We start from the raw sequence: 13,094 nt of genomic DNA, 5'->3' as shown, positions 1-13,094 counted from the left end.
CGCCCGCCTAATCTGCGCCCGACTTTGACAAGGAGGCGTCGATGCGCAGAAAACTGGCCGCGGGCAACTGGAAGATGAACGGCACGAAGGCGAGCCTCGCCGAAGTGGCGGCGCTGATCGCGGCGCATCCCAGTCCGAAATCCGAGGTGCTGCTCTGCCCGCCCGCCACCCTTGTGGCCGCGATGGCGACGGCGGCTGCGGGCAAGATCGCCGTCGGCGGTCAGGATTGCCACATGAAGGCCTCGGGCGCGCATACGGGCGATATCGCGGCCGAGATGCTGGCCGATTGCGGCGCGAGCCATGTGATCCTTGGCCATTCGGAACGCCGCGCCGATCACGGCGAAAGCTCTGACATGGTTTGCGCCAAGGCCGCCGCGGCCCGCGCCGCCGGTCTCGTCGCGGTGATCTGCGTGGGCGAAACCGAAGCGCAGCGCGATGCGGGCGAGACGCTGGCGCTCGTTGGCGCGCAACTCGCGGGCTCGGTGCCCGACGGCGCCACCGCCGCGAATACGGTCATCGCTTATGAACCTGTCTGGGCGATCGGCACCGGCCGCACGCCGACGCTGGAACAGATCGCGGAAGTGCATGATTTCCTGCGCGCCGAACTCGTCGCGCGCTTCGGCACCGAGGGCGAAGGCATGCGGCTTCTTTACGGCGGTTCGGTGAAACCCTCGAACGCGACCGAGATCTTTGCGACCTCGAACGTCGATGGCGCGCTCGTCGGTGGCGCCTCGCTCAAGGCCGCCGATTTCGGCGCGATCCTGAGCGCGCTCGACGCAGCCTGAGGCAAGCCTTGGGGGCGGCCTGAGGCAGGCTTGGGGCGCCGCCCCCAGACCCCCGAGGTATTTTCGGCAAGATGAAGCCCAAGGGCGCTCGGTTCGGGCGCCCTTTCGTTTTCGCCTCGCGTCGGCGCGCGCTGTGCCTTGCACAGGGCGACTGCATGAGCCGTGCTTGGCGCCGCAAGGCACAACTTCGTGATGCACTGTTTGTCGGCGCACAACTTTAAGGTGTGTCTTTTCTTGCCAAGCGGTAGCGGGCATGGGAGTTTTGCGTCGGGTGAAAATCACCCGGCCCATTTCGTTTCACATCACAGGCACAATTTGGGAGAACCTCAAATGAAGTTGAGAACGACACTTGCTTGTGCGCTGGCCCTTGGCATTGCAGCCCTTGGCACCAACCCGTCCGCAGCGCAGGCCTCCACCATCACCGTTGAAGGCGCTTCGGGAACCGGGGATGCATCGCCACATGTCTGGACCACCCCGGGGGTAGGATATTTTCTGTTCGACTGGGATGAGTATTTCGTCACGACCTTCTGGTGGGGCGATCTGCACTTTCGAATTCCGGTTGGTGCAGCCACCGCCGGTCCGGACGAGCTCAACGATATCATCGTTGTCACCAGCATCCCCCCCGAAAACCTGCGCGTGACGCGTCGGACAGAGGGCGGATATCACTACATCAATCTGTATTTCGATCCGCTCGACCCCGGAACGATCATGCATATCGTCAGCGATTTCACGATCACCGAGATCACGCCGACGCCAGCCCCCGTTCCGGCAGCGGGCGGGCTTCTGGTCGGTGCGCTCGGTCTGCTGGGGGCATTGCGGGCGCGGCGCCGCGCAAGCTGACGCGGCGCTCTGGCGCCCTGGCTTGCGGCACAACACGGCCGGTGCGCGGTTTTCTGCGCATCGGCCGTGTCGCAAGGCACCGGGCGCGACGGTGGGCCTCTCCCCGCCTAGACCGGCAGGATCGTCGTCGACTTGATCTCTTCCATGCTCAGAAGTGCTGTGACGTTGTAGATCTTCACCTCGGAAATCAGCGCCTGATAAAAGAGGTCATAGGCGCGCGCGTTCTTCACCCGCACCTTCAGGATGTAATCGATATCGCCCGCCAGCCGATGCGCCTCGAGCACCTCGGGCCGTGCCCGCAGCGTCGCCAGAAACCGGCGCTGCCAGTCCGCCTCGTGTTCCGAGGTGCGGATCAGCACGAAGAAACAGGCTTCGAGCCCCAGCGCCTCGGCATCAAGCAGCACCGTCTGCCGCCCGATCACGCCCAGATCCTTCATCTTGCGGATGCGGTTCCAGACCGGGGTCTTTGACGAGCCGACCTTGCGGGCGATTTCATCCAGCGACTGGCTCGCATCGTCCTGCAACTGGAACAGGATCTTCCGATCCATCTCGTCGAGCCGGACTGCCATTCGTCTTTTCCCCCATTTTGCAGGAAATCTCCTCTGCCGCGGCCAGAATAGGAAACGAAGTTCCTTATTCGCAAGGGGGCATGGCGTTCGAGGGGAAGAATTTCCTATATTGGCGTCCAAAGGAGACCGCCATGACCCAGACCGCTTCCGAGACTCAGGGCTTTGGACATGTGACGCTGGCCGGGGCAGGTCCGGGCGCCGTCGATCATCTGACGCTTGCGGTGGCGCGGGCGCTGGCGTCGGCCGATGTGATCTTGCACGACACGCTCGTCTCGGCCGAGGTGCTGGCGCTGGCCGGGCCGCAGGCGCTGCTGATCGAGACCGGCAAGACCGGCTTTGGCGCGCACATGCCGCAAGACGAGATCATCGCGCTGATGCTGGGCTTCGCGCGCGACGGGCGCAACGTGCTGCGGCTGAAATCCGGCGATCCGGGCATCTTCGGACGGCTGGGCGAAGAACTTGATGCGCTCGATGCGGCGGGGGTCGCTCATACCGTCCTGCCCGGCATCACCGCCGCCTCGGCCGCCGCGGCGAGCCTTGGCCAGAGCCTGACCGAGCGCGGCCGCAACAAGGAGTTGCGCATCGTCACCGGCCATGATGCCGAGGGCTTCAACGAGGCCGACTGGGCGAGCCTCGCCCGTCCGGGCAGCGTGGCCGCGATCTACATGGGCAAGAAAGCCGCACGTTTCCTTCAGGGGCGTCTGATGATGCACGGCGCCCTTGCCACGACCCCGGTCACACTCGTAGAAAACGCCTCCCGCGCCGAGGAGCGCGTGCTTGCCACAACCCTTGCCGATCTGCCCGCCGCCGCCGTGCGTCTGGAAGGTCCCGCCGTCATCCTGTTCGGCCTCGCGCCCCGCTTGGCCGCCGCCCAATCGCTCGAGGCCGTGATATGAGTCGTTCCTTCGTTCCCAAAGTCGTCAGCGCCAATGATCTGCGCGCCGGTCACGTCGTCTATTTCTCGGCCGCCGAAGACTGGGTGCGCGACATTGCCGAAGCCGAGGTCCTGACCGACGAGGCCGAGGCGCAGCTGCGCCTGCTCACCGCGATGGGTCACAAGACGGTTGCGGTGGGCGTCTATCTGGTCGATGTGACGCCCGGACCGCAGGGCCCGGTTCCGGTCGCCCTGCGCGAGCAGTTCCGCGCCAAGGGCCCCTCGATCCGCCCGACGAAAGAAGCCGCCGCCAAGGAAGCCGCACATGTATGAATACTCCGACTTCGACGAAGCCTTCGTCCGCAACCGCGTGGCGCAGTTTCGCGATCAGGTGGCGCGACGGCTCGACGGCAGTCTGACCGAAGACGAATTTCGCCCGCTGCGGCTGATGAACGGGCTTTACCTGCAGCTGCACGCCTACATGCTGCGCGTGGCGATCCCTTATGGCACGCTCTCGTCGAACCAGATGCGGGCGCTCGCCGATGTGGCCGAGCGCTTTGACCGCGGCTACGGCCATTTCACCACGCGCCAGAACATCCAGTTCAACTGGATCAAGCTGACCGACACGCCCGACATTCTGGAACGGTTGGCCGAGGACGGGCTGCATGCGATCCAGACCTCGGGCAACTGCATCCGCAACGTGACGACCGACGCCTTTGCCGGCGCCGCCGCCGACGAGATCGAAGACCCCCGCCCCTATGCCGAGCTCATCCGGCAATGGTCCTCGGATCACGCCGAATTCCAGTTCCTGCCGCGCAAGTTCAAGATCGCGATCACTGGCAGCCCCGACGACCGCGCCGCGATCCGCGCCCATGACGTGGGTCTGCAACTGATCCGCCGTCATGGCGAGACCGGCTTCCGCGTGCTGGTCGGCGGCGGGCTTGGCCGCACGCCGATGCTGGCGCCCGAGCTGCGGGACTTCCTTCCCAAGGCCGATCTGCTGCCCTATCTGGAAGCGATCCTTGCCGCCTACAACCTGATCGGGCGGCGCGACAACAAATACAAGGCGCGCATCAAGATCACCGTCTTCGAGACCGGGATCGAGCCCTTCCGCGATCTGGTCGAGCAGGAATTCGCCCGCATCAAGCCGCAGTTCAGCGGCGCCGATCAGGCGCTTCTGGCCGAGATCACCCCGCATTTCGCTTTGCCCGATCTGGTGTCGAAAGACCCGGCCCCCTATGCCGCGACGCTGGCGGCCGATCCGCTCTTCGCGGCTTGGGCGAAGCACTCGGTCACCGATCACAAGGCCACCGATCATGCGGTGGTGACGATCTCGGTCAAGACCCCGGGCGAAGAACCGGGCGATGTCTCGGCCGACCAGATGCGCACGGTGGCCGACCTTGCCGACCTTTACGGTTATGGCGAATTGCGCATCAGCCACATGCAGAACATCGTCCTGCCCCATGTCGCCCGCGCCGATCTGCCCGCACTGCATGCGGCGCTGATCAAGGTTGGTCTCGCCGCAGCGAATATCGGGCTGATCTCCGACATGATCGCCTGTCCGGGCATGGATTACTGCGCACTGGCCACCGCGCGCTCGATCCCGCTCGCACAAGAGATCGCGCAGCATTTCGAGACCCTGGGTCTGGTCGAAGAGATCGGCCCGTTGCCGCTGAAGATCTCGGGCTGCATCAACGCCTGCGGCCATCACCATCTGGGCGCGATCGGCATCCTTGGTCTCGACCGCGCCGGGGCGGAAAACTACCAGATCACCCTTGGCGGCTCGGAAGGGCCCGAGGCCTCGATCGGCGAAAAGATGGGGCCGGGCTTTGCCTATGACGCCGTCGTGCCCGCGATCGAACGGCTGGTGCGCGCCTATCTGGCGCAAAGGCTTTCGGCGGACGAAACCTTCCTTGCGGCGCTCCACCGGCTTGGCCGCGAGCCCTTCCGCCTGGCGCTATATGGAGAGGCCCAAGATGCTGCCTGACATCGGCCCCCGCGTTGCGGGGCTGAACGAGCGCTACCGCCACCATGCCGCCATCTCGGTGATGGAGAAGGCCTTGGCCGATCCCGACACCGGGCGCGTCGCGATGGTGAGCTCGTTCGGCGCAGAATCGGTCGTGCTGTTGCACATGGTCTCGCTGATCGCCCCGGCGACGCCGGTGCTTTTCGTCGACACGATGATGCTTTTCCCCGAGACGCTGGCCTATCAGCAGGAGGTCGCCTCGAAGCTCGGCCTGTCGGAGATCCGCACCATCCGTGCGACGAAAGCCGCGCTCGCGATCGACGACCCCGATGGCACGCTGCATCAGTTCAACACCGACGCCTGCTGCAATTTGCGCAAGACGGTGCCGCTGGAAGCCGCGCTTTCGGGCTTTGACGCCTGGATCACCGGGCGCAAGCGCTATCAGGGCTCGACCCGCGCCGATATCGACTTCTTCGAAGTCGAAACGCCCACGCGGATGAAGATCAATCCGCTGGCGCATTGGGGCCGCGAGGATCTGGAAGAATACATGGTGCAAAACCGCCTGCCGCGGCATCCTCTGGTGGCCAAGGGCTACCCGTCGATCGGCTGCGCGCCCTGCACCTCGCCGGTGAAACCGGGCGAAGACCCGCGCGCAGGCCGTTGGCGCGGCTCGCAAAAGACCGAATGCGGCATCCACTTCATCGGCGGCAAGATGGTGCGGGTCAAACCGGCCGAAGCCGAGGAAACCGCCGACAGCAGCGACAAGGACAAGGTGGCATGAGTGTGATCGTGCGCGACACGGGCTTTGCGCCCGAGGATTTCACCGGGGTGGCGATCGAGATCCCCCCGACCACCGCCCCCGAGGCGCTGGCCGATCTGGTCGCGGGGGCCGCGCTGGTGAAGGTGCTGTTCCCGAGCTTCTCGGATGGCCGCGGTTTCACCCTTGGTCGCCTGATCCGCGATGCGGGCTATACCGGCCGTCTGCGCGCCACCGGGCCGCTCATCGCCGATCAATACGGCATGGCGCGGCGGTCTGGCTTTGACGAGGTGGAAATCCCCGATGATCTGGCCGCGCGTCAGGGCGAGGCGCAATGGCTCGCCCGCGCAGACTGGCAGGCGCATGACTATCGCGCACGCCTCTTCGGCTCGGTTGCGACAGCGTGATCGCTTGACGCGAAAGGTCGCAGGGGGCATTTGCCCATAGTCATGGCACGCCGCCGCCTTTTGTGGTAATTGCGGCACATGTTTCCTGCCGCGCCGCCTTCGCGCCGGTGCGGCGCTTCTTCATCGCCCCTTCGGGCCTCAAAGACGAGACGACCGTGAACGAGACCACCCCGATTGCCCCCGCGAAAGTCCTGCCCGATGCGCAGACGGTGACCTCTGTCCGGCACTGGACCGACACGCTGTTTTCGTTCCGCGTGACGCGTCCGCAGACGCTGCGCTTCCGCTCGGGCGAGTTCGTGATGATCGGGCTTCTGGACGACAACGGCAAGCCGATCATGCGTGCCTATTCGATCGCCTCGCCCGCCTGGGACGAGGAACTCGAATTCTACTCGATCAAGGTGCCGGATGGCCCGCTGACCTCGCGTCTGCAGCACATCCAGGTGGGCGAGCAGATCATCTTGCGCCCGAAACCCGTCGGTACGCTCGTCATCGACGCGCTGCTTCCGGGCAAGCGGCTGTGGTTCCTGGCCACCGGCACCGGCATTGCGCCCTTCGCCTCGCTGATGCGCGAGCCCGAGGCCTACGAGAAATTCGATGAAGTCATCATGATGCACACCTGCCGCACCGTGGCCGAGCTGGAATACGGCCGCCAACTGGTCGAGGCGCTGCAAGATGACCCGCTGATCGGCGAGATGGTCGAGGGCAAGCTGAAATACTACCCGACCACCACGCGGGAAGATTTCCATCACATGGGCCGGATCACCGACAACCTCGCCTCGGGCAAGGTGTTCGAAGATCTGGGCATCACGCCGATGAACCCGGAAACCGACCGCGCGATGGTCTGCGGCTCGCTCGCCTTCAACGTCGACGTGATGAAGGTTCTGGAAAGCTACGGCCTGCGCGAAGGCGCCAATTCCGAGCCGCGCGAATTCGTTGTGGAAAAGGCCTTCGTCGGCGAAGGCATCTGAGCCTGACGACAGGATCGAAACGGGCCGTCCCTCTCGGGGCGGCCTTTTTCTTTGGCCGGGTTCGGGCGGGGCAAAAGAAAACGCCGCCCCGAAGGGCGGCGTTTCCGAGGTCAAGCGCGTGGCGCTTATTTCGCGACGGCGGCAGCGGCGGCTTCGGCAGCGGCAGCGGCAGCAGTGGCGGCAGCAGCGGCAACCTTGGCAGCTTCGGCAGCGGCGAGCGCAGCGGCGACCGGGTCAACCGGAGCAGCTTCGGCAACCGGAGCAGCTTCAGCGGCCGGGGCAGCGGCCTCAGCGGCCGGGGCAGCAGCTTCAGCAGCCGGAGCGGCAGCTTCAGCAGCCGGAGCAGCGGCTTCAGCGGCCGGAGCAGCGGCTTCAGCGGCCGGGGCAGCGGCTTCAGCGGCCGGAGCGGCAGCTTCAGCGGCCGGAGCGGCGGCTTCAGCGGCCGGAGCAGCAGCTTCAGCAGCCGGGGCAGCGGCTTCAGCGGCGGGAGCAGCGGCTTCAGCGGCCGGAGCAGCGGCTTCAGCGGCCGGGGCAGCGGCTTCAGCGGCCGGGGCAGCGGCTTCAGCAGCCGGGGCAGCGGCTTCAGCGGCCGGGGCAGCGGCTTCAGCGGCCGGAGCGGCAGCTTCAGCAGCCGGAGCAGCGGCTTCAGCGGCCGGGGCAGCGGCTTCCGCGGCCGGGGCGGCGGCTTCCGCGGCCGGGGCAGCGGCTTCAGCAGCCGGGGCAGCAGCTTCAGCAGCCGGAGCAGCAGCTTCAGCGGCCGGGGCGGCGGCTTCAGCGGCCGGAGCAGCGGCTTCAGCAGCCGGAGCGGCGGCTTCAGCGGCAGGAGCAGCAGCTTCAGCGGCCGGAGCGGCAACTTCAGCGGCCGGAGCGGCAGCTTCAGCGGCCGGAGCGGCAGCTTCAGCGGCCGGAGCAGCAGCTTCAGCGGCCGGGGCAGCGGCTTCAGCGGCCGGAGCAGCAGCTTCAGCGGCCGGATCAGCAGCTTCAGCGGCCGGAGCCGGAGCCGCGGCGGCCGGGGTCGCCGGAACACCCGGCGGCAGTTCGTCAACGGGCACGGTGACCACGGTGCGACCCGGCGACATCAGGCCAAGGATCAGGGCCAGCAGGATCCCCCCGCCGATAATGCCAAGCGTCGCCTTGGCATTTTGCGGCAGGTCTTTCCATTTCACTTCGGTCATTCTTCCCCCCTTTTCATGTTGGGATTCTCATGGGAACGATCAACAATTCCAACTATCGCCTGCACTTGGGAATAAGGAAACGTGTCGCATTGCCGCCTTTTTCGAAGCACAAGCCGATTCCCGCCGAGACGGCTGCGGAATCCGGTTGAAAGACAAGGCCCCTGCCCCTATTTTGCGCGCCATTCGCTCACCACAAAAGGATCAGAGCCATAGCCCGCAGACCGCACAATGCCCCGCCGCAACGCGAGACCGGCCCCCGGATCAACGACCGCATCCGCGCGCCTGAAATCCGCCTGATCGGGGCGGATGGGGAGAACGTCGGCGTGGTCACGCCCGCCCGTGCGATGCAGATGGCCGAAGAGGCCGGGCTCGACCTCGTGGAAATCTCGCCGACCGCCGTTCCGCCGGTCTGCAAGATCATGGACTTCGGCAAGTTCAAATACGAACAGCAGAAGAAAGAGGCCGAAGCTCGCAAGAAGCAGAAGGTCATCGAGATCAAGGAAATCAAGTTCCGCCCGGGCACCGATACGCATGACTACGAGGTCAAGATGCGCTCGGTGATGAAATTCCTGGAGGAAGGCGACAAGGTGAAGGTCACCCTTCGCTTCCGCGGCCGCGAGATGGCGCACCAGCAGCTTGGCATGGAACTTCTGAACCGGGTCGTGGGCGATGTCGGCGATGCCGGCAAGGTCGAATCGATGCCGAAGCTTGAAGGCCGCCAGATGGTGATGATGATCGCGCCGAAATAAGCGCTGCGATCTCGGCACGAAAAACGGCCTCCCGTCCGGGGGGCCTTTTTCATCTCGTCCCCCTCTCACTCGCTCGTGACAGGAATTGACTGGAACCCGCCCCGCCTTTTTCGAATTATGCATCTGCAATATTCATAATTCAGGAGGCAAGGATGCCCCGTCTCACCCGTCGTCTGCTCATCGGTTCCGGCGCCGTCGCGCTGTTCGCGCCGTCGGTTCTGCGGGCGGGCACGCAGGACGTGCCGATGGCCGCCCAGCCCGCGATCGTGGCCCCGCCGACGCGCGCCAATGTCTCGGCCTTCCGCACGATCGACTGGCGCGAGCATTTCGACCGGCTCGACCGGGTGACGCTGATCGCCGACACGGTGTCGAAGGCGCTGCATTACTGGGCGGCCGAGGGGGCGGATTACCGCGTCTATCCGACCTCGGTGCCGAAAAGCCCGGAACTGACCCGCACCGGCTATACCGAGATCGTGCGCAAGCGCGAAAATCCAAGCTGGACGCCCACTGCCTCGATGATGGCCGCCGATCCGAGCCTGCATCCGATGGGTCCGGGGCCGGACAATCCCTTGGGCACGCGGGCGATGTATCTCGATTGGCCCGCCTACATCATCCACGGCACCCACGACACCCGCAAGATCGGCCGCAAAAGCTCGTCGGGCTGCATCGGGCTCTTCAACGCGCAGGTCGAGGTGCTCTATCCGCTTTGCCCTGTCGGCACGCAGGTGAAGGTGCTCTGACCCCGTCCCGAAAGCGATGGGCCAAAAATAAAGCGCTGCGGGAGGGAGGCCCGCAGCGCGTTATTTGGAACCCGACGAGGGAGAACGTCCGGGTTCTTTGTTCAGGTTCCGCTGGCTTGCGCCGTTTCAGGGAGATCGGGAACCTGATGGGCCGTTTCTAGCGGCTTCGGGGGCGAAACTACTTTGACATAGGTCAATACGCCGTTAACGATCGCTGCGACATTTTGGCAGCGCAGCATCGCGACGCCCCGCAGAGCGTCGCAAAGAACCCCGGCTTTGCCCTGAATTGTCCATGATTGGCTTTCAAACTGCGGGCACGACGCATACTCTGCAGCGAAAAGAAGGCAGGACAGATGACCGACGCAGATGACGAGCCCGACACCGACGCCGTGGACGCGCCGGCAGCGCCTGTGGTGGCGGGCACGATCCGGCTCAGCCTTCTGGGCGCCGATCCCGCCCTGCCGCTGGCGCAGGCGCTGCGACGCGGCGGGGCCGCGCTCGCCGATGCCGAACCCGGGCCGAAACAGGCCTCGGCAGAGCTTCTGGCGCGGTTTCACTATGGGCTGGCTTCGGCCCGCGCCGGGCGTCTGGGCGATGTGCGGCTGATCGCGCAGTTGCTTGAAGAGGTCGCGGCTCGCCCTGCCCCGCTCCTCTGGCCGCAGCCCGATGGCACGCAGATCGATGCCGCCCGTCCCGAAGTCGATCCGGCGGGCCTGCCCGATGTGGCGGCCGCCACCGCCTATCGCGCGGCGCATCTTGATGCGCTGGCGAAGCTTCTGGGCGAGACTGAAACGCTGATCCTGCCGCTTTCCGCCCCCGTGCTTCTGTGCGATCCGCAGAGCGGGCGCCTCGCGCCCCGCCCGGCGCCGGGCGTCGTCCCCCCCGGCTGGCCCGAGGCGCCGGGAACAGCCGACGCGCTTGACGCGGGCTTTGCCCGGCTGCAAGCGGCGCTGACGACACTGGCCCCGAAGGCGGCGCTGCGGCTGATCGTGCTGCCCGCCCCGGCGGAGGCCTCGAGCGAGACGCGGGCCGCCCATGCCCTTGTCGCGTCCCGGGCCGCCGCCTGGGCGCGCGCCGAAGACCGTGTCGCACAGGACCCGGTGCTGGATGCGCTGGTGGCGCGGCTTGCCACTCTGCCCGCCGAGGGCCGTGATTTCGACCGCCTTGCCACGCTGATCACGCGGCTCTGTGGCGGGGCGGATCTGCTCGATCTGGTCGAGGGCACGGCGGCACCGCTCGCCCCCCCGCCCGAGACAGACCGCAAGGCCCGGCAGAAAGACCCCGAGCGCCGCGCCAAACGCAAGGCGAAAGCCGAAGCAAGGGACAAGGGAAGAACCGCGAAAGTGATGTGCGAAGACGAGCTGCTGGAGGCGTTTTCGAAATGACCCTGCGGCTGTGCGTGATCGGCAATTCCCATATCGGGGCGATCAAACTGGGCTGGGACCGGCTGATGGCCGAGGCGGTTCCGGGCTGGGACGCCATCGAGCCGACCTTCTTCGGCGCGCCCTCGGACGGGATGCGCCATGTCGCGCTGCAAGACGGCGCGCTCGTGCCGACGCGGCAAAAGATCACCAGCCATTTCCGCCAGTTGTCGGGCGGCTATGACCGGATCGATCTGGCGCGCTTCGACGCCTTCCTGCTGATCGGGCTCAACATGTCCTCGAAGCGCATCTTGCGCTTTTACAAGAGCCACGCCTGGGTCGGGCTTTCGGGCACGGCGGGCAAGACACTGGTGCATCCGGCCTTCGCCGAGGCGTTCCTGACCGAACGCTATCGCAGCACGCAGCTTTTCGAGCATGCGGAGCGGTTGCGCGGCGCCACCGACAAACCGGTTCTGGCGCTGGCCGAGCCGCATTGGGCCGACTGGGCGCGACAGGCGCCCGAGGGGGTCTCGGATTACGGCTGGGACAAGGCGATCCGCGCGGGCGACGGTCCGGCGATCGGCGAGATGTTCCTGCGCGCGGTCGGTGCGGCGCTTGCGCCCCATGCGATCTTCGTGCCGCAACCGCCCGAGACCGTCGCCGATGGCGTGACCACCCGCGGCGCCTATAACAAGGAGGCCTCGCGGCTGATTTCCGGCGAGGGCGGCGGCACCGACGCCTCGCATATGAATGCCGATTTCGGACTGGCCTGCTGGGCGGCGATCCATCCCGCCCTGACCGCGGCCTGCGATATTGAAGGAGTGCCCGCATGACCCGCTCGCCCTATCAAGGCATCGACGCCCGCGCCTTCTGGCGCACCGGCATGGCCGAGGCCGCCTATCCGCCGCCCGACCTCTATCGCCCGCGCTGGGAGCTGACAAAGACCGACCGCATCGTCACCGCGGGGTCCTGCTTTGCCCAGCATGTCGGCCGGGCCTTGCGCAGAAACGGCTTCAACGTGCTTGACGCCGAGCCGCGCCCGGGCCACATCGCCCCCGAAGACGGGCCGAACCACGGCTATGACATGTATTCGGCGCGGTACGGCAACCTCTACACCACCCGCCAGCTGCGCCAGCTGATCGAGGAGGCCTGGGGCAGCCCCCGCGATTTCGATGCGATCTGGGAAAAGGACGGCCGCTTCTACGACGCGCTGCGCCCCAATATCGAACCGAGCGGCTTTGCCAGCGCCGAAGCGGTCAAGGCGGAGCGGGCAAAGCACCTTGAAAAGGTGCGCGAGGTCTTCGGCCAAGCCGATGTCTTCATCTTCACGCTGGGCCTGACCGAGGCCTGGCTGCACAAGCCCTCGGGTCAGGTCTATGCGACCGCGCCCGGCACGATCGCGGGCAGCTACGACCCCGAGATCCATGCTTTCGCGAATTTCCGCACGGCCGAGGTGAAGGCCGATCTGGAAGCCGCGCTCGCCCGGCTCAAGGCGCTGAACCCGGCGCTGCGGGTGCTGCTCACCGTCTCGCCGGTGCCGCTGACCGCGACCGCTTCGGAGGCGCATGTGCTGACGGCCACCACGCTCTCGAAATCCGTGCTGCGCGCCGTCGCGGGCGAGATGCAGGCCGATCACCCGGAGGTGGATTATTTCCCCTCCTATGAACTGGTCACCTCGGTGAAGGCCGGGGGGGCGTGGTTCGAGCCGAACCTGCGCTCGGTGCGCGAGGCGTCGGTGGCGCAGGTGATGGCGGTCTTTACCCGCGCGCATCTGGGGGACGCGGCCGCGCCGATCGAGGCCGTCGAGGAGACCCCGAGCGAAGACCGCGCCGCGCGCCGGGCCGAGCGTCAGGAACGCAAGGCCGCGCGCGAAGAACGCCGGGCAAAGCGCCGAAAATAAAGG

15 protein-coding genes are annotated in these 13,094 nt (G+C 66.4%); 13 read left to right on the top strand and 2 right to left on the bottom strand.

The annotated features are described in order from the left end of the window. The first annotated feature begins 41 nt into the window (after positions 1 to 41). Together tpiA and C8J30_RS01225 are read left to right on the top strand one after the other, a co-directional pair. Complete coding sequence (tpiA, locus tag C8J30_RS01230; protein ID WP_110803907.1) at positions 42 to 785, top strand: triose-phosphate isomerase; 744 nt, start codon at positions 42 to 44, stop codon at positions 783 to 785. Between the two features lie 330 nt (positions 786 to 1,115). After that, on the top strand, positions 1,116 to 1,625 hold the full coding sequence (locus C8J30_RS01225) for a hypothetical protein (protein WP_110803906.1): 510 nt from the start codon (positions 1,116 to 1,118) through the stop codon (positions 1,623 to 1,625). A 107-nt stretch (positions 1,626 to 1,732) separates the two neighbouring features. Here C8J30_RS01225 and C8J30_RS01220 read toward each other — a convergent pair whose 3' ends face one another. Next, complete coding sequence (locus C8J30_RS01220) at positions 1,733 to 2,194, bottom strand: Lrp/AsnC family transcriptional regulator (protein ID WP_110803905.1); 462 nt, start codon at positions 2,192 to 2,194, stop codon at positions 1,733 to 1,735. A gap of 131 nt (positions 2,195 to 2,325) precedes the next feature. Between C8J30_RS01220 and cobA the strand changes: the two genes are divergently transcribed. The 6 genes from cobA (at position 2,326) to C8J30_RS01190 (ending at position 7,166) form a co-directional block, all read left to right on the top strand. Next, on the top strand, positions 2,326 to 3,090 hold the full coding sequence (gene cobA / locus C8J30_RS01215; RefSeq protein ID WP_110803904.1) for a uroporphyrinogen-III C-methyltransferase: 765 nt from the start codon (positions 2,326 to 2,328) through the stop codon (positions 3,088 to 3,090). After that, entirely contained in the window at positions 3,087 to 3,401 is a 315-nt protein-coding gene (locus tag C8J30_RS01210) for a DUF2849 domain-containing protein (RefSeq protein WP_110803903.1), read from the top strand. The genes cobA and C8J30_RS01210 overlap by 4 nt, the downstream gene beginning before the upstream one ends. Next, positions 3,394 to 5,055, top strand: a complete 1,662-nt coding sequence (locus tag C8J30_RS01205; protein WP_110803902.1) for a nitrite/sulfite reductase — start codon at positions 3,394 to 3,396, stop codon at positions 5,053 to 5,055. Before C8J30_RS01210 ends, C8J30_RS01205 begins: the two co-directional genes overlap by 8 nt. Further along, positions 5,045 to 5,815 carry a phosphoadenylyl-sulfate reductase gene (locus tag C8J30_RS01200; protein WP_110803901.1) on the top strand — a complete coding sequence of 257 codons (771 nt, stop codon included), beginning with the start codon at positions 5,045 to 5,047 and terminating at the stop codon, positions 5,813 to 5,815. The genes C8J30_RS01205 and C8J30_RS01200 overlap by 11 nt, the downstream gene beginning before the upstream one ends. Beyond that, positions 5,812 to 6,198 carry a DUF934 domain-containing protein gene (locus tag C8J30_RS01195; protein ID WP_110803900.1) on the top strand — a complete coding sequence of 129 codons (387 nt, stop codon included), beginning with the start codon at positions 5,812 to 5,814 and terminating at the stop codon, positions 6,196 to 6,198. The genes C8J30_RS01200 and C8J30_RS01195 overlap by 4 nt, the downstream gene beginning before the upstream one ends. Positions 6,199 to 6,353: 155 nt before the next feature. After that, positions 6,354 to 7,166, top strand: a complete 813-nt coding sequence (locus C8J30_RS01190; RefSeq protein ID WP_181420727.1) for a ferredoxin--NADP reductase — start codon at positions 6,354 to 6,356, stop codon at positions 7,164 to 7,166. Here the strand turns inward: C8J30_RS01190 and C8J30_RS01185 are convergent. Then, positions 7,057 to 8,211 carry a hypothetical protein gene (locus tag C8J30_RS01185; protein ID WP_181420726.1) on the bottom strand — a complete coding sequence of 385 codons (1,155 nt, stop codon included), beginning with the start codon at positions 8,209 to 8,211 and terminating at the stop codon, positions 7,057 to 7,059. The two genes, C8J30_RS01190 and C8J30_RS01185, sit on opposite strands and share 110 nt — an antisense overlap. A 291-nt stretch (positions 8,212 to 8,502) precedes the next feature. Here C8J30_RS01185 and infC point away from each other — a divergent pair, with 291 nt between their 5' ends. From infC to C8J30_RS01160, 5 genes are all read left to right on the top strand, one after another. Continuing rightward, a complete protein-coding gene (gene infC, locus C8J30_RS01180) occupies positions 8,503 to 9,090 on the top strand; it encodes a translation initiation factor IF-3 (protein WP_449421195.1) in 588 nt (195 codons plus the stop codon). 152 nt (positions 9,091 to 9,242) lie between these two features. Continuing rightward, positions 9,243 to 9,830 carry a L,D-transpeptidase gene (locus C8J30_RS01175; protein WP_110803899.1) on the top strand — a complete coding sequence of 196 codons (588 nt, stop codon included), beginning with the start codon at positions 9,243 to 9,245 and terminating at the stop codon, positions 9,828 to 9,830. A 353-nt stretch (positions 9,831 to 10,183) separates the two neighbouring features. Continuing rightward, positions 10,184 to 11,215 (top strand): hypothetical protein, encoded by a 1,032-nt coding sequence (locus tag C8J30_RS01170; protein WP_110803898.1) that lies wholly within the window; start codon positions 10,184 to 10,186, stop codon positions 11,213 to 11,215. After that, on the top strand, positions 11,212 to 12,024 hold the full coding sequence (locus C8J30_RS01165; protein WP_110803897.1) for a hypothetical protein: 813 nt from the start codon (positions 11,212 to 11,214) through the stop codon (positions 12,022 to 12,024). Before C8J30_RS01170 ends, C8J30_RS01165 begins: the two co-directional genes overlap by 4 nt. Continuing rightward, positions 12,021 to 13,091 (top strand): GSCFA domain-containing protein, encoded by a 1,071-nt coding sequence (locus tag C8J30_RS01160; RefSeq protein WP_110803896.1) that lies wholly within the window; start codon positions 12,021 to 12,023, stop codon positions 13,089 to 13,091. Before C8J30_RS01165 ends, C8J30_RS01160 begins: the two co-directional genes overlap by 4 nt. The last annotated feature ends 3 nt before the right edge of the window (positions 13,092 to 13,094 follow it).

This window comes from Rhodobacter viridis (assembly GCF_003217355.1).
Classification (GTDB): domain Bacteria; phylum Pseudomonadota; class Alphaproteobacteria; order Rhodobacterales; family Rhodobacteraceae; genus Rhodobacter; species Rhodobacter viridis.
Note: the sequence above shows the minus strand (reverse complement) of the source record. Positions and strands in the feature narration are given on the sequence as shown.